Raw genomic sequence first — 14,591 nt, forward strand, 5'->3', positions numbered from 1 at the left:
GCCATTATGACCGCGATCCCCCCTGAAAAACAGGATTCCCCCTACAGCCAGCCCGCCGACATCGCTCCGGTCGCTCACCGAGGCTGGATACTCGCCGCCCTGATGCTGACCATGTCGCTGGCGGCCATGGACATCACCATCGTCGCCACCGTGATTCCGCAGATCGTCGGCGACCTGGGCGGCTTCGATCAATTCACCTGGCTGTTCTCCATCTACCTGCTGGCCCAGACCGTCACCATCCCCATCTACGGCAAACTGTCCGATCTGTATGGCCGCAAACCGGTGCTGATCGGCGGGTCCGCCTTGTTCCTGCTGGGCTCGGCGGCCTGCGCCCTGGCCTGGGGCATGGTGCCGCTGATCGTCTTTCGCGCCATACAGGGCCTGGGGGCCGGATCCATCATGGCCACGGTCAACACACTGGCGGGCGATCTGTACTCGACCCGCGAACGCGCCAGGGTGCAAGGCTGGCTGTCCAGCGTCTGGGGCATGGCCGCCATCGCCGGCCCCACCCTGGGCGGCGCTTTTGCCGAATATGCCACGTGGCGCTGGGTCTTCCTGATCAATCTCCCCATCGGACTGGCGGCCATCGGCCTGATCGCTCGTTACCTGCACGAGCAGGCGCCCGCCCAGCGGCATGCCATCGACTACGTCGGCGCCATCCTGATGATGCTGACGGGGGCCGTCGGGGTCTTCGGCCTGCTGCAAGGGGGCAACGCCTGGGCATGGCTGTCCGGCCCCAGCCTGGCGACCTTCACCCTGTTCACACTGCTGATCATCGCCACCGTGAAGCGCGAACGGCGCGCCGCCGAACCCATCATGCCCGGATGGGTCTGGCGCCACCGGCTGATGCTGGGCTCGAACCTGGGCGCGCTGGGCATGGGCCTGGTCATGATGGCGCCGGGGACTTATCTGCCGGTGTTCGCCCAATCGGTCATGGGCCTGGGGCCGATCAGCGCCGGCCTGGTGCTGGCCAGCATGAGCCTGGGCTGGGTCTGTGCATCCGCGTGGTCGGGGCGCCTGTATCTGCAGTTCGGCTTCCGGGATACGGCGCTGTTTGGCGGTGTCCTGATTCTGTTGGCGATCCTGGGGTTCGTTGCCTTGCCACCCCAGCCTGCCACCTGGCTCGTCACCGCAGACCAGGTCCTGCTGGGCGCCGGCTTCGGCATGCTGTCCACTCCCCTGTTGGTCAGCGTGCAATCCGTCGTTCCCTGGCACCAGCGCGGCGTCGCCACCAGCGCCAATATGTGGTCGCGTTACCTGGGGCAGAGCCTGGGGGCCGCCGTGGTCGGTGCGCTGTTCAACAACACCATGCGCGACGCGCTGGCTGCCGCGCCGGCCGCGCTGGATGGCGCCCTGCCCACCGTCAACGGCGTCATCACGGCGCTGCAGACGGACCCGGTTGCATCCGCCACCCGCCAGTATCTGTTATCGGCCTTCGATGCGGCCACCCATCAGGTCTACATGGGGATGATCGGCATTGCGGTTCTGACGCTGCTGGCCGTGCTGCTGATGCCGCGACACACTGAACAGGCGACGGCCTGATCCATGCCAGCCCCACGACACGGCAGCCAGGCCGGAAAGCACCGGGCGCCGCCCGTCCAGACAGATTCAGGCCGGCTGGCTTTCGCAGAGCAGCTCTGGCAGATCACGCAGCACCACACTGGCATCCAGCGAACGCAGCGGCACGCCTGCATCCGTCGGGATGCGACCGCCGACCTGCAGCATCTGATAACGCAGGCAACAGACCCGCAGGAATGAGGCGAAATTGCCGGTCTCGCCCCGATGCTGCAGCAATTCGTCGTACAGACGCTCGATCAGTTGAGTCACCCGCATGCCGTCGCGCCGGGCAATGTCTTCCAGCACATGCCAGAACAGATGTTCCAGACGGACGCTGGTCGCCACGCCATGCAGGCGCAGCGAACGGCTTTCACTGTCGTAGGACCCGGGATTGGCCCGGATGAAGATTTCACACATGGCACAGGCTCCTGAGCAGGCGCTTCATCTCTTGATTGTAGAGACGGACGCCGATTCGGGGAATCAGTGCTGAATGCGCGTCCCCAGAACCGCCAGGAACTGGGCGATCCAGGCCGGGTGCGCAGGCCAGGCCGGCGCCGTGACCAGATTGCCATCCGTATGTGCCTGATCGACCGCGATGTCGGCATACTGGCCGCCCGCCAGGCGGACTTCCGCCGCGCAAGCCGGATAGGCGGAACACGTGCGGCCCTGCAGCACGCCGGCCGCCGCCAGCAACTGCGCCCCATGGCAGATCGCCGCGATGGGCTTGTTGGCCTTGTGGAAATGACGCACGATGTCCAGCACACGGTCGTCCATGCGCAGGTATTCGGGCGCCCGTCCCCCCGGGACGACCAGCGCGTCATAGGCTGCCGCATCCACCGTGTCGAAATCGTGGTTCACCGTGAAGCGATGTCCGGGTTTTTCGCTGTAGGTCTGGGCGCCGTCAAAATCATGCACTGCCGTGGCCACCCATTCGCCTGCCTTTTTCCCTGGGCACACCGCATCGACGCGATGCCCGACCGCCTGCAAGGCCTGGAACGGCACCATGACTTCGTAGTCTTCGACGTAGTCACCCACCAGCATCAGTAGTTTCTTAGCCATCACGTGTCTCCTGTTCTGAGTATGGATATCAGGTCCATTGTGATGCTTTCGCCAAGGCCACGGGTGGTATGCCTATACCGCTCGACGGCCATCCTGGTCGGAGCCGCCATAAAATAGCGGCTAGCCATCTCACTCAGGCCGCCCCCATGACCTTCCTGCCGCAGGTCCTCGTTTTCCTCATTGCCGCTTGCGTGGCGGTGCCGCTATCGCGCAAATCAGGCTTCGGCTCCGTCCTGGGCTATCTGGTCGCCGGCGTGCTGATCGGACCGTGGGGCTTGCGGCTCATTACCGGGGTGGACGCACTGCTGAGCTTTTCACAGATCGGCGTCGTGCTCCTGCTGTTCATCATTGGGCTGGAACTGCAGCCGTCCCGCTTATGGGCGCTGCGACGCACCGTATTCGGCATCGGGGCGCTGCAGGTGGCGGTCACCACCGTCTTGCTGTTGCTGGCCGCCCGCGCGCTGGACATGGCCTGGGCGCCTGCGCTCATCGCCGGATTCGGGCTGTCGCTCTCGTCCACCGCCTTTGTGTTGCAGATGCTGGCCGAGAAAAAGCAGCTCACCGCCCATCATGGCCGTGCGGCGTTTGGCACGCTGCTGTTTCAAGACATCGCCGCCATCCCGGTGCTCGCCATGCTCAAGCTATTCTCGGACGGAGCGGATGGCGCGTCTGGCGTCAGCCTGGTGCCCACCCTGCTGGTCGTTGCCATCGTCCTGGCCTTGCTGTTCCTGGGGGGCCGATACGTGCTGCGCTGGGCATTCAGCTTCATCATGCACTTTGGCACGCCGGAAATTTTCACGGCCATGGCGCTGCTGATCGTCATTGGCGCAAGTCTGGCCGCCGAACTCTTGGGCCTTTCCATGGGTCTTGGCGCCTTCGTTGCCGGCATGCTGTTGGCCGATTCAAAGTACCGGCATGAGTTCGAAGCAGACATCCAGCCCTTCAAGGGGCTGCTGCTGGGACTGTTCTTCGTGGCCGTGGGCATGTCGGTGAATCTGGGCCTGCTCGCCGCCATCCCGCTGCAGGTGCTGGGCCTCACGATAGGTTTCCTGGCAGTCAAAGCGCTGGTGCTCTATGGCGTGGCTCGTACCTTTGGCCTGCCGGCGCCGGCACCGCGCCACTTCGCCGTGGTGCTGGCGCTGGGCGGCGAATTCGCCTTCGTGATTTTCTCCACTGCTGCGGCATACCACTTGTTGCCGCAAGACACGGCAGACCTGCTCACTCTGGCCGTGACGCTCTCCATGGTGGTGACACCCTTCATCGTGATGTTCAACGACCGCGTGCTGAACGCCCGCGCCCACCGCCATGAAACACCTGATTTCGATGCCATCACCGACACGGGAACGGCGGTGGTCATTGCGGGTTTCGGTCGATTCGGCCAGATCGTAGGACGTGTACTGAGCATGCAGAACATCCCGTTCACGGCGCTGGACGCGGATCAGGACGAAGTCAGCGCGATTCGCCGCTTCGGAAACAAAGTCTATTTCGGCAACGCGACGCGGCTCGACCTGCTGCGCGCAGCGCATGTGAATGACGCCAGGATCTTCGTGCTGGCCATCGATGACGTGCAAGACTCGGTCCATGTGGCCACGCTCGTGCGCGACCATTTTCCTGGCGTGGAGATCTACGCCCGCGCCCGCAACCGATACCATGCCCACCTGCTGCGCGAACTGGGCGTGAAGCTCAGTGTGCGGGAAACGCTGTATTCAAGCCTGGAACTGGGCAGAAATGTGATGGAAGGTCTGGGCCTGCCCGCGCACGAGACACGCGATGCGCTGGAGCGCTTTCGACGCTATGACCACGAACTGCTGGATCGTCAGTACGCGGTTTTTCGTGATGAGAATCAGCTCATTCAAACCACGCGCCAAGTGGCCCAGGAGCTCGAGCACCTGCTCTCGGAAGATGCTCGGAAGGGGCGCTGAGCCCGATGAACCGGACAGCCCAGCGATCCGGAAAAAGAAAACGGCACCAAGGATTGCGCCCTTAGTGCCGTAGCAGCTTGATTTTATTGATGTTCTGGCGGAGAGGGTGGGATTCGAACCCACGGTACGGGGTTACCGTACGCCTGATTTCGAGTCAGGTACATTCGACCACTCTGCCACCTCTCCGGCTCTGACTGCGGTCAAGTCGGGCATTCTAGCACGAAAATGTTTTCCCATGACGCCCAGGGCGGGCGGAAGGACGGCCGGCCCCCGCCAGCGGTACACGATTGTCCAAACCTGACAAACCGCCTATAGTGAAAGCAGGCATGACAAGCTGCTGGAGGACATCATGAACATCCATGCATTGCGTTTTGTGCTCGACATCGACGGCAACGGCACCATCGCCGGTTGGGAAGTCATCGCTGCCTTGAAATGGGGTTTTACCCTGCCCGGTCGTCTGCTGGTCGAAGGCTTGGGCAATATTCCCCTCATTGCCAATACGTTCGACATCCAGGCCTCTGCAGCCACTGGCTACGCCAGTTTCAACGGGTTGTTGGCGACCGGCGCCAGCCTGCTGTTCTGGGTGCTGATCCTGTACGGCCTGACCCGCATCGGGGCGCAAAACGATACCGAATCCGCCGCCAACACGCCTGCCATGTCAGGCCGGCCCCGCTATCGGGGGCCTCAGCCCAAAAAGCATCACAGTTGACGGCGGCGCTTGGCCCGTCGGCTACGCGCTGATGACTTCCAGCCCGCCCATATAGGGACGCAGCGCGGGCGGAACGACGACACTGCCGTCGGCCTGCTGGTAGTTTTCCAGCACGGCGACCAGGGCGCGACCCACCGCCAGGCCGGAACCGTTCAAGGTATGCAGGTATTCCGGCTTGGCCTTGGGGCCTTCGGGACGGAAACGCCCCTGCAGGCGGCGGGCCTGGAAATCCAGGCAATTGGACACAGAAGAAATTTCACGCCAGGTGTTCTGCGCCGGCAGCCAGACTTCCAGATCATAGGTCTTGGCCGAACCAAAACCCATGTCACCCGCGCACAGCAGCACGACACGATACGGCAGACCCAGAGCCTGCAACACGTGTTCGGCGTGACCGACCATCTCGTCCAGCGCAGGCCAGGACTGATCAGGATGCACGATCTGCACCATCTCGACCTTGTCGAACTGGTGCTGGCGGATCAGGCCGCGCAGGTCGCGCCCGCCACTGCCGGCCTCCGAACGGAAGCACGGGGTATGCGCCGTCAGTTTCACGGGCAGATCCTGGGCGTCCAGGATGCGGTCGCGCACCGTGCCGGTCAGCGGAATTTCCGCCGTTGAAATCAGGTACAGGTCTTCGGCGGGGCCGTCTTCATCCGGCGTGCTGCCCTGCCCGCCTTTCGTCACCCAGAACATGTCGTCCTTGAATTTCGGCAGCTGGCCGGTGCCAAACAGCGTGGAGCTGTTGACGATGTAGGGCGTATAGCATTCCTGATAGCCATGTTCGCCGGTCTGCAGATCCAGCATGAATTGCGCCAGAGCGCGATGCAGGCGGGCAACGGGGCCGCGCAGCATCATGAAGCGCGCGCCCACCAGGGACCGCGCCGCCTCGAAATCCAGGCCAAAGGGCTCTGCCAAGGCCACATGGTCGCGCGGCTCGAACCCCAGGCCGGCGGGGTTTCCGGCGGCATCGGCTGCGCCAGGCAGCCAACGGCGGACTTCCACATTGTCAGCCTCGGACGCGCCATCGGGCACGCTGTCGTCCGGCAGGTTGGGAATGGTCATCAGCCACTGCGCCAATTCCTGCTGTACGGCGCCCAGATCCTGTTCCAGGGCCTTCAGGCGATCAGGAATCGCTTGGGATTCCGCCAGCACGGCGGAGGCGTCCTCGCCCTTGGATTTCAGCTGGCCGATCTGCTTGGCCAGCGCATTGCGTCGGGCTTGCAGCTCTTCCGTCTGCACCTGGACTTCTTTGCGGCGGGCTTCCAGAGCATGATAGCGGTCTGTATCGAAGGTCAGGCCGCGACGCCCCAGCGCGTGCACGACGCGGTCCAGGTCCTTGCGCAGCAGATTGGTATCTAGCATGGCGATGAGCAAATGGTGAAGACGTTCCGGGCGTCCCTGAACGTCCATGACTGGGCCCGCACAGCGGGCGGGCCGAAACCGGATATCCCGGATGGTGGCATCCGGGGCCGGGTTATTGTATTAAATTAAACCATTCCGTACGCGAGCTTTCATGCAGGACGCCATCCGCTACATCCCCGCCGCCGAGCTGCAGCCTACCCCCTGGAAAAACGGCGGCGGCACAAGCCGCCAGATCGCCATCTCCCCGGACGATGCCGGGCCGGACGATTTTGTCTGGCGTATCAGCGCCGCCGACATCGCTTCGGATGGGCCATTTTCGTATTGGGAAGACATCGACCGCATCCTGATCCTGACCGGTGGCGGCCCGCTGCGCCTGACCCAGACGGATACCGGCCAGGAAACACTGCTGGAGACCGGCGCCCGCCTGTATTTCGCAGGAGAAACGCCGTACACAGCCGCCCTGACGGCTGGTCCAGCCCGGGATTTCAACCTGATGCTGCGCCGCAAACAAGCGCACGGTTGCATCGACATGCGCAGCAGCGCTCAGCAACTGCCCCTGCGTCCGGGCGAGACGATTCTGCATTGCGTGCAAGGGCGCTTCCAGACGGACCTGCCCGCCCATCTGGGAGGGCAGCGCATCCTGGACACAGGCGACACCCTGCGCATCACCCTGGATTACGTGCCCTTCTTCAAACTGGGCCTGACCCCGCTGACGCCGGATGCGCGGCTGGTGGATGCGCGCGTCAACTTGTATCCCTGAGGGCGGGCCTTAGCGACCCAGCGCGGCTTGCGCCGCCGCCTGGGCATGGATCGACGTGGTATCGAAGAGCGGCACGCCAGCGTCCTGCGGACCGACCAGCAGGGAAATTTCCGTGCAGCCCAGGATGATGCCCTGGGCGCCTTGATCCATCAGTTTCTGCATCACGGCGCGATACGCCTGGCGTGAGGCGTCTTCGATACGGCCCAGGCACAATTCGTCGTAGATCACGCGATGCACCAGGGCCCTGTCTGCGGCGTCCGGCACCAATACCTGGATGCCGTGCCGATCCTGAAGGCGATCGCGGTAAAAGGGTTGTTCCATCGTGAACGCCGTACCCAGCAAACCGATGCGATCCAGGCCCGCCTGGCGGATGGCGGCAGCCGTAGGATCGGCGATGTGCAGCAGCGCAATCCGGACGGCGGATTCAATGGCGGGCGCGATCTTGTGCATGGTATTAGTGCACAACACCAGGAAATCCGCGCCGGCGCGCTCCAGTGCACGGGCCGCATCCGCCAGGATGGCGCCGGCGGCATCCCAATCGCCGGCATGCTGCAGCCGTTCGATCTGGGCGAAATCCACGCTATATAGGACGATCTTGGCGGAATGCAGGCCGCCCAGCTGCGCTTTGACGGCCTGGTTGATCTGCCGGTAGTAGGGCACGGTGGATTCCCAGCTCATGCCGCCGATCAGACCGATGGTTTTCATGCTCATTCCCCTGCTGCCTCGTCCCACAGGCGTAGCTGCGCCAGTTTTTCGCCGATTTTCAATTCCAGCCCTCGTGGCACCGGCTGATACCATCCGGGTTCCGGCATGCCGTCGGGCAAATACGTTTCCCCCGCCGCATAGGCATTGGGTTCGTCGTGAGCATAGCGGTATTCATGCCCGTAGCCCAGTTCCTTCATCAACCGGGTGGGCGCATTGCGCAGGTGCACGGGGACTTCGCGGCTTTTGTCCTGCTTCACGAATGCTCTGGCCTGGTTGTAGGCCATGTACCCTGCATTGCTTTTGGCAGCTACCGCCAGATAAATCACGGCCTGCCCCAAGGCCAGCTCACCTTCCGGACTGCCCAGCCGTTCATAGGTCAAGGCGGCGTCATTGGCGATCTGCAGCGCGCGAGGGTCGGCCAGACCGATGTCTTCCCAGGCCATGCGCACGATGCGGCGCGCCAGATAGCGGGGATCAGCGCCGCCGTCCAGCATGCGGGTCAACCAGTACAGGGCGGCGTCGGGATGCGAGCCGCGCACGGATTTGTGCAGGGCGGAAATCTGGTCGTAGAAATTGTCGCCGCCCTTGTCGAAACGGCGGGCGTTCAGCGTCAGGGCGTTCTGGATGAACTCGGCGTCGATCTGCTTGACGCCGCTGGCGCCGGCGGCGGTCTGGCACTGTTCCAGCAGATTCAGCAGGCGTCGCGCGTCGCCATCGGCGTAGCCCACCAACGTCTCGATCGCCAGATCGTCAAACACCAGATCGCTCATGGCCTGGGACTGCGCCCGCTGCGCCAACTGGCGCAATTCCTGATCGTCCAGCGATTTCAGCACGTAGACCTGGGCGCGCGACAACAAGGCCGAGTTCACTTCAAAGGAAGGGTTCTCGGTGGTTGCGCCAATGAAGGTGACCAGGCCGCTTTCCGCATACGGCAGCAGCGCGTCTTGCTGGGACTTGTTGAAGCGATGAATTTCATCCACGAACAAGATCGTGTGCTTGCCCATCGCCAGGTTCTGCTGCGCCTGCTCCATCGCAGCCCGGATGTCTTTGACGCCCGAGAACACCGCCGACAGGGCAATGAATTCGCACTTGAACGCCGTGGCCGTCAAGCGCGCCAAGGTTGTTTTGCCGACCCCCGGCGGCCCCCAGAAAATCATGGAATGGGGCTTGCCCGACTGAAAAGCCAGGCGCAGCGGCTTACCCTCGCCCAACAGATGCGATTGGCCGATGACTTCGTCCAATGTCCGGGGGCGCAGGGCCTCGGCCAAAGGTGCATGCTCAGAGACAGCGGCCCCCGCAGGCAGCCCCCCAGGTGCTTTCTGACCGAAACCCGCGCCCTTGCCGGACGGGGCGGGGGCACCGCCCAGCAAGTCTCCCTGGGTCGCCATCAGTTCATCTTGACCAGATCCGCGCCCTTGGGCACGGTGAACTGGAACTGGGCGGCGGGAATAGCGGGATTGGCCTTCAGGTCGGAAAAGGCAATGCGGGAGGTCTGGCCGAAAGCGTCCAGCAGTTCCAGCCGCCGGGGCAAACCATCGGAAAAGCCGATATCCACGTGGGTGAAACCCGCGTCCGGGGTCTTGGGCACCGCCCGCAACCACTGCAGACCATCGCGGTCAGGCTGTGCTTGCACCGTAAAGGCATCGTCCAGCGACCCTGATCCGAACAGCAGGGCGGCTGGCGAAGCGCCGATCGCCTGCCCGGCCTTGCGTTCCGTGACTTGTTCCAGATCCGGATCGTATTGATAGACCAACTGCCCATCGGACACGATCAGTTGTTCGTAGGGCTTGAGGACCTGCCAGCGGAATTTGCCGGGGCGTTGAAAAGCGAATGTTCCTGTCTGGGTGCGCGCGACGCCATTGGGCGCGGCCTGCGTCTGCTGAAACTGGCCGGTGGCGGATTGGACCTTGCCGACGAAGGCCTGCAGCTGCACCTGGGCCGTGTCGACGGCCCAGGACAGGCCCGGCAGACCTGCCAGGCCGACCGAGATGGCGACAGCCAGCGCGCGGCGGCGAATAGTCGGAAAACAAGCGCTCATGCTCATGAATCGTCCTCGCTTGTATGGGCAGGCACCAGAATATCGCGGTTGCCATTGGGCTGCTGCGGACTGACCAGCCCGCTGCGTTCCATTTGTTCCAGGATCCGCGCGGATCGGTTGTAGCCGATGCGCAGATTGCGCTGCACAAAAGAGATCGAGGCCCGGCGGCTGCGCAGCACGACCTCGACGGCCTGATCGTACAGAGGGTCGTTTTCCTGATCGGAAAAGCCGGTAACGGAACTGACCCCATCGCCGGTCTCGCCTTCCAGAGCGCCTTCCAGGAGGCCTTCGATGTAGTCGGGCTCACCGGCCTCTTTCAAGGCCTCGACCACGCGGTGAACCTCGTCGTCATGCACAAACGCGCCGTGCACCCGGGTAGGCACGCTGGTGCCGGGCGGTTGATACAGCATGTCGCCCTGCCCCAGCAGAGTTTCCGCGCCCATCTGATCCAGAATGGTGCGCGAGTCGACTTTAGAGGACACCTGAAAGGCGATGCGCGTGGGAATATTGGCCTTGATCAGGCCGGTGATGACGTCCACGCTGGGGCGCTGGGTCGCCAGAATCAGATGAATGCCGGATGCCCGCGCCTTTTGCGCCAGACGGGCGATCAGTTCCTCGACCTTTTTGCCCACCACCATCATCAGGTCGGCCAGCTCGTCGATGACCACGACGATCATCGGCAGGGTGTTCAGGGGTTCGGGCGCATCCGGCGTCAAGGAAAACGGATTGGGAATCGGCTGTTCCTGTTTCTGGGCCTCGCGGATCTTGGTGTTGAAGCCCGACAGATTGCGCACCCCCAGCTTGCTCATGAGCTTGTAGCGCTTTTCCATTTCGGCCACACACCAGTTCAGGGCGTTGGCCGCGTGGCGCATATCGGTGACCACCGGCGCCAGCAGGTGAGGGATGCCCTCGTAGACGGACATTTCCAGCATTTTCGGGTCGATCAGGATCAGGCGCACCTGGCTGGCATCGGCCTTGTACAGCAAGGACAGGATCATGGCGTTGATCCCCACCGATTTACCCGAACCCGTGGTACCGGCCACCAGCAAATGCGGCATTTTCGCCAGATCGGCCACCACCGGATTGCCGGCGATGTCCTTGCCCAGCGCCATAGTCAGCAGCGACGCGCTGCTGTGATAGACCTGCGACCCCAGGATTTCCGACAAGCGCACCATCTGGCGGCGCGGATTGGGCAGTTCCAGCCCCATCAGGTTCTTGCCCGGAATGGTTTCCACCACCCGGATGCGCACCAGGCTGAGCGCCCGCGCCAGGTCCTTGGCCAGATTGACGATCTGGCTGCCCTTGACCCCCGTCGCGGGCTCGATTTCGTAGCGGGTGATGACGGGGCCGGACTGGGCCGACACCACGGTGACGCTGACCCCGAAATCCGACAGTTTCTTTTCGATCAGGCGCGAGGTGAATTCAATGGTTTCCGGCGAGACGGTTTCCTGTGTCTGTTCGACCGGATCCAGCAAGGAAAGCGCCGGCAGGCTGCCGCCCAGGGCAGGGTCTTCCTTGGCCGTGAACAAGGTCTGCTGTTTTTCCTGCTGCACGCGCGGGGACTTGGGCACCGTCGTCACGGTAGGTTCGATGCGCACCGGTTGTTCGTGCACCAATTGCGTCTGACGGGTCTCGACCAGTTCCTGGCGCTCGGCCTGGGCCGTCATGCCGGCACGGCGATCCTGCCAGGCGTTTTTCAGATCCAGCAGGCGGCGGGCGCCGACTTCCAGATAGAAGCCGACCTGCTCGGATACATTCAGCCAGGAAAAACCGAAAAACAGGCTGGATCCCATGACGATGAAGGCCAGCAGCAGCAAGGTGCCCCCCGCCTGGCCCGCCGTCTGGGCGAGCACCCCCGCCAGCAGATGGCCCAGCTGGCCGCCCGCGCCGGCGGGCAACTCGTTCCCCCAGCTTTGCAGCCGAAGGGCTTCGATGCCCATGCAGCCTAGAAACAGCAAGGTAAAGCCGATGCCGACTTCCCAGCGCACTCGCGGCAGCAGTTCCGGAATTTTGGTCGGCAGCACGACACGGGTCAGGCGATAAAACCCGGCGGCGACGTGGCGCAGCATCAGCAGCACCCACAGCCAGGCCGACGCGCCGAACAGATACAGCATCAGGTCGGCCACGTAGGCGCCAAATGTACCGCCCCAGTTCTGGGTCGCGCCAGCCATCAGGGAATGCGACCAACCCGGATCAGTCCGGTGCCAGGTGGCCAAGACCAGGATCAGCCAGCCGGCCACCGCCGCCAGCAGGATCCAACGCGCTTCGCGCAGCAGACCGCTGAGGCGCACCTGCAAGGGGGAAGGGCCATTACGCACATTGCGCGAGGAGCGGGAGGAGGTCACCGGAATTCTAGCCATCCCGCCATTATAATTGGGAGGTCGATGATGAATGGATTTTCTGTGATGTCTACTGTAAAACACGCGAAAGTGATGATTCTGGGCTCTGGACCGGCCGGTTATTCCGCCGCAGTCTACGCCGCGCGCGCCAACCTGTCTCCGGTGCTGATCACCGGCCTGGAACAAGGCGGGCAGCTGATGACCACCACGGATGTGGACAACTGGCCCGCCGACGTGCACGGCGTCCAAGGGCCGGACCTGATGCAGCGCTTCATGGAACACGCCCAGCGATTCAATACCGAAATGGTGTTCGACCACATCGCCAGCGTCGACCTGTCCAAGCGCCCCTTCGTGCTGAACGGCGACACGGGCGCGACGTACACCTGCGATTCCCTGATCATCGCCACCGGCGCATCCGCCCAATACTTGGGGCTGGAATCCGAACATTCCTTCATGGGACGCGGCGTGTCAGCCTGCGCCACCTGCGACGGATTCTTCTATAAAAACCAGGACGTGCTGGTGGTGGGCGGCGGCAACACGGCGGTCGAAGAGGCCCTGTACCTGTCCAATATCTGCCGCACCGTCACCCTGGTGCACCGGCGCGACAAATTCCGCGCCGAGCCCATCCTGGTCGACAAACTGATGGACAAGGTCGAGAACGGCAATATGCGCCTGAAGCTTTTCTACGAGCTGCAGGAAGTCCTGGGCGATGCGTCCGGCGTCACCGGCGCCCGCCTGCTCAACACCCAGACCGGCCAGACCGAGGACATGGCGGTCACCGGAACCTTCATCGCCATCGGGCACAAGCCCAACACGGCCATCTTCGAAGGCCAGCTGACAATGGAAAACGGCTACATCACGACCCGCAGCGGTCTGCAGGGACTGGCCACCATGACCTCGGTGCCGGGCGTGTTCGCCGCCGGCGACGTGCAGGATCACGTCTATCGTCAGGCGATCACCAGCGCTGGCACCGGCTGCATGGCCGCCCTGGACGCACAACGTTGGCTGGAGAATGAAGGCCAACACTAAGCCGACGCTGGCGGATTTACGCCGCCTGCGGGCCGCTGCGCAAGAAGCAGCCGCATCACGGGCAGCCGCCCAGGCGGCTGCGCCGCGCGAGACGCAGCCCGCCGTCACGCCCCCTGCGGCGCTGGACGCCAGCGACCGCGTCCTGTTCCGGCAAGCCATGCGCTTTGTGCAGCCCCTGCCGGATCACGGGCCGCGCGCGCGGGCTACGCTGCGCCGCGATCCCGACACCCTGCTGCAAGCCCGCCGCGAACACGCCCAAGGCGCCCCTGCCATGCAGCCGGCGCCCAGGCAGCCGCGTCAGCGGCATGCCCAGGCTGCGGTCCTGGACCTGGAGGCCGGTGAATTCCTGCAGCCGGGCTGCGGGCCGGATCTGCTGCGCGGGCTGCGGCGCGGAAAATGGGTCCCCCAAGCCACGCTGGATCTGCACGGCAGCACTGCCGACGAGGCCCGCGAACGCCTGGATCGGTTTCTGTCATCCTGCCTGGAACACGACATCCGCTGCGTGCGCGTCGTTCACGGCAAGGGCATCGGATCGCGCCAGGGGGAACCCATCCTGAAAGCCGCCGTGCGCCAGCACCTCAGCCGCCTGGAAGCCATCCAGGCCTGGGTCCAGGGAGGCGAGCGCGAAGGCGGCGCCGGCGCCGTGACCGCGCTGCTGCGTGTGCCCGCACCGTAACCGCCAGCCCGCCGCCAGGGCTTGCGACACATCATCATTCCCACCGGACGCTCGATAACTTATGAATCCCAGCTGGACATACCTGATCATCGCCATCGCGGCCGAAGTCGTCGCCACGTCCGCGCTCAAGGCATCGAACGGTTTTACCCGCCTGCTGCCGTCCAGCATCACGGTCATCGGCTATGGGCTGGCGTTCTACCTGCTGGCGCTGGCGCTGAAGACCATCCCGGTAGGAATCGCCTATGCGGTCTGGTCCGGCGTAGGCATCGTCGCCATCGCCGCCATCGGTTACCTCGTGTTTGACCAGACGCTGGATGCCGCCGCCCTGATCGGCATCGGCCTGATCCTGGCCGGCGTGCTGGTGCTGAATGTCTTTTCAGCATCCGGCGGACACTAGAAAATGAACAGGGCCAGTGATTGGATCACCGGCCCCGTCAG

At 63.8% G+C, this 14,591-nt stretch carries 14 protein-coding genes and 1 tRNA gene; 7 read left to right on the top strand and 8 right to left on the bottom strand.

The window, feature by feature from the left end; all coding sequences use genetic code 11:
• Positions 1-6: 6 nt before the first annotated feature.
• Positions 7-1,542 (top strand): MDR family MFS transporter, encoded by a 1,536-nt coding sequence (locus WBF69_RS03765; protein ID WP_424261378.1) that lies wholly within the window; start codon positions 7-9, stop codon positions 1,540-1,542.
• 66 nt (positions 1,543-1,608) lie between these two features.
• On the opposite strand, the gene WBF69_RS03770 is transcribed toward WBF69_RS03765, so the two are convergent.
• Both WBF69_RS03770 and WBF69_RS03775 read right to left on the bottom strand, forming a co-directional pair.
• Complete coding sequence (locus WBF69_RS03770; protein ID WP_424261380.1) at positions 1,609-1,974, bottom strand: ribbon-helix-helix domain-containing protein; 366 nt, start codon at positions 1,972-1,974, stop codon at positions 1,609-1,611.
• Between the two features lie 63 nt (positions 1,975-2,037).
• A complete protein-coding gene (locus tag WBF69_RS03775; RefSeq protein ID WP_424261382.1) occupies positions 2,038-2,616 on the bottom strand; it encodes a DJ-1/PfpI family protein in 579 nt (192 codons plus the stop codon).
• A gap of 146 nt (positions 2,617-2,762) precedes the next feature.
• Between WBF69_RS03775 and WBF69_RS03780 the strand changes: the two genes are divergently transcribed.
• Positions 2,763-4,538: a monovalent cation:proton antiporter-2 (CPA2) family protein gene (locus tag WBF69_RS03780; RefSeq protein WP_424261384.1), complete on the top strand. Its 1,776-nt coding sequence runs from the start codon at positions 2,763-2,765 to the stop codon at positions 4,536-4,538.
• 95 nt (positions 4,539-4,633) lie between these two features.
• Here the strand turns inward: WBF69_RS03780 and WBF69_RS03785 are convergent.
• Positions 4,634-4,724 (bottom strand) — tRNA-Ser (locus WBF69_RS03785).
• Positions 4,725-4,887: 163 nt separating this feature from the next.
• On the opposite strand from WBF69_RS03785, the gene WBF69_RS03790 reads away from it, so the two are divergent.
• Positions 4,888-5,247: a hypothetical protein gene (locus WBF69_RS03790; protein WP_424261385.1), complete on the top strand. Its 360-nt coding sequence runs from the start codon at positions 4,888-4,890 to the stop codon at positions 5,245-5,247.
• Positions 5,248-5,268: 21 nt separating this feature from the next.
• Here WBF69_RS03790 and serS read toward each other — a convergent pair whose 3' ends face one another.
• A complete protein-coding gene (gene serS / locus WBF69_RS03795; RefSeq protein ID WP_424261387.1) occupies positions 5,269-6,606 on the bottom strand; it encodes a serine--tRNA ligase in 1,338 nt (445 codons plus the stop codon).
• Between the two features lie 151 nt (positions 6,607-6,757).
• Between serS and WBF69_RS03800 the strand changes: the two genes are divergently transcribed.
• Complete coding sequence (locus WBF69_RS03800; protein ID WP_424261389.1) at positions 6,758-7,366, top strand: HutD family protein; 609 nt, start codon at positions 6,758-6,760, stop codon at positions 7,364-7,366.
• A gap of 9 nt (positions 7,367-7,375) precedes the next feature.
• Here the strand turns inward: WBF69_RS03800 and WBF69_RS03805 are convergent, their stop codons facing one another.
• From WBF69_RS03805 to WBF69_RS03820, 4 genes are read right to left on the bottom strand one after another with little or no spacing between them, the layout of a single operon-like run.
• Positions 7,376-8,071 carry an aspartate/glutamate racemase family protein gene (locus WBF69_RS03805; RefSeq protein ID WP_424261391.1) on the bottom strand — a complete coding sequence of 232 codons (696 nt, stop codon included), beginning with the start codon at positions 8,069-8,071 and terminating at the stop codon, positions 7,376-7,378.
• Positions 8,072-8,073: 2 nt separating this feature from the next.
• The gene (locus WBF69_RS03810) at positions 8,074-9,459 is read right to left on the bottom strand and encodes a replication-associated recombination protein A (protein WP_424261393.1); all 1,386 of its coding nucleotides are present in this window, start codon (positions 9,457-9,459) and stop codon (positions 8,074-8,076) included.
• Positions 9,459-10,109 carry an outer membrane lipoprotein chaperone LolA gene (gene lolA, locus WBF69_RS03815; protein WP_424261395.1) on the bottom strand — a complete coding sequence of 217 codons (651 nt, stop codon included), beginning with the start codon at positions 10,107-10,109 and terminating at the stop codon, positions 9,459-9,461. Before lolA ends, WBF69_RS03810 begins: the two co-directional genes overlap by 1 nt.
• 2 nt (positions 10,110-10,111) lie before the next feature.
• Entirely contained in the window at positions 10,112-12,469 is a 2,358-nt protein-coding gene (locus WBF69_RS03820) for a DNA translocase FtsK (RefSeq protein WP_424261397.1), read from the bottom strand.
• Positions 12,470-12,514: 45 nt separating this feature from the next.
• Between WBF69_RS03820 and trxB the strand changes: the two genes are divergently transcribed.
• From trxB to WBF69_RS03835, 3 genes are all read left to right on the top strand, one after another.
• On the top strand, positions 12,515-13,477 hold the full coding sequence (gene trxB, locus WBF69_RS03825; RefSeq protein ID WP_424261399.1) for a thioredoxin-disulfide reductase: 963 nt from the start codon (positions 12,515-12,517) through the stop codon (positions 13,475-13,477).
• Positions 13,461-14,153 carry a Smr/MutS family protein gene (locus tag WBF69_RS03830; protein ID WP_424261401.1) on the top strand — a complete coding sequence of 231 codons (693 nt, stop codon included), beginning with the start codon at positions 13,461-13,463 and terminating at the stop codon, positions 14,151-14,153. Before trxB ends, WBF69_RS03830 begins: the two co-directional genes overlap by 17 nt.
• Before the next feature lie 61 nt (positions 14,154-14,214).
• Positions 14,215-14,550: a DMT family transporter gene (locus WBF69_RS03835; protein WP_424261403.1), complete on the top strand. Its 336-nt coding sequence runs from the start codon at positions 14,215-14,217 to the stop codon at positions 14,548-14,550.
• The last annotated feature ends 41 nt before the right edge of the window (positions 14,551-14,591 follow it).

Origin of the sequence: Castellaniella sp., from assembly GCF_049673105.1 — a bacterium.
GTDB lineage: Bacteria > Pseudomonadota > Gammaproteobacteria > Burkholderiales > Burkholderiaceae_B > Castellaniella.

What these genes read in the sequence shown, in the direction of transcription:
- WBF69_RS03765 (WP_424261378.1), top strand. Translation starts at nt 7, where the DNA reads ATGACCGCGATCCCCCCTGAAAAACAGGATTCCCCCTACAGCCAGCCC.
- WBF69_RS03770 (WP_424261380.1), bottom strand. Translation starts at nt 1,974, where the DNA reads ATGTGTGAAATCTTCATCCGGGCCAATCCCGGGTCCTACGACAGTGAA.
- WBF69_RS03775 (WP_424261382.1), bottom strand. Translation starts at nt 2,616, where the DNA reads ATGGCTAAGAAACTACTGATGCTGGTGGGTGACTACGTCGAAGACTAC.
- WBF69_RS03780 (WP_424261384.1), top strand. Translation starts at nt 2,763, where the DNA reads ATGACCTTCCTGCCGCAGGTCCTCGTTTTCCTCATTGCCGCTTGCGTG.
- WBF69_RS03790 (WP_424261385.1), top strand. Translation starts at nt 4,888, where the DNA reads ATGAACATCCATGCATTGCGTTTTGTGCTCGACATCGACGGCAACGGC.
- serS (WP_424261387.1), bottom strand. Translation starts at nt 6,606, where the DNA reads ATGCTAGATACCAATCTGCTGCGCAAGGACCTGGACCGCGTCGTGCAC.
- WBF69_RS03800 (WP_424261389.1), top strand. Translation starts at nt 6,758, where the DNA reads ATGCAGGACGCCATCCGCTACATCCCCGCCGCCGAGCTGCAGCCTACC.
- WBF69_RS03805 (WP_424261391.1), bottom strand. Translation starts at nt 8,071, where the DNA reads ATGAAAACCATCGGTCTGATCGGCGGCATGAGCTGGGAATCCACCGTG.
- WBF69_RS03810 (WP_424261393.1), bottom strand. Translation starts at nt 9,459, where the DNA reads ATGGCGACCCAGGGAGACTTGCTGGGCGGTGCCCCCGCCCCGTCCGGC.
- lolA (WP_424261395.1), bottom strand. Translation starts at nt 10,109, where the DNA reads ATGAGCGCTTGTTTTCCGACTATTCGCCGCCGCGCGCTGGCTGTCGCC.
- WBF69_RS03820 (WP_424261397.1), bottom strand. Translation starts at nt 12,469, where the DNA reads ATGGCTAGAATTCCGGTGACCTCCTCCCGCTCCTCGCGCAATGTGCGT.
- trxB (WP_424261399.1), top strand. Translation starts at nt 12,515, where the DNA reads ATGTCTACTGTAAAACACGCGAAAGTGATGATTCTGGGCTCTGGACCG.
- WBF69_RS03830 (WP_424261401.1), top strand. Translation starts at nt 13,461, where the DNA reads ATGAAGGCCAACACTAAGCCGACGCTGGCGGATTTACGCCGCCTGCGG.
- WBF69_RS03835 (WP_424261403.1), top strand. Translation starts at nt 14,215, where the DNA reads ATGAATCCCAGCTGGACATACCTGATCATCGCCATCGCGGCCGAAGTC.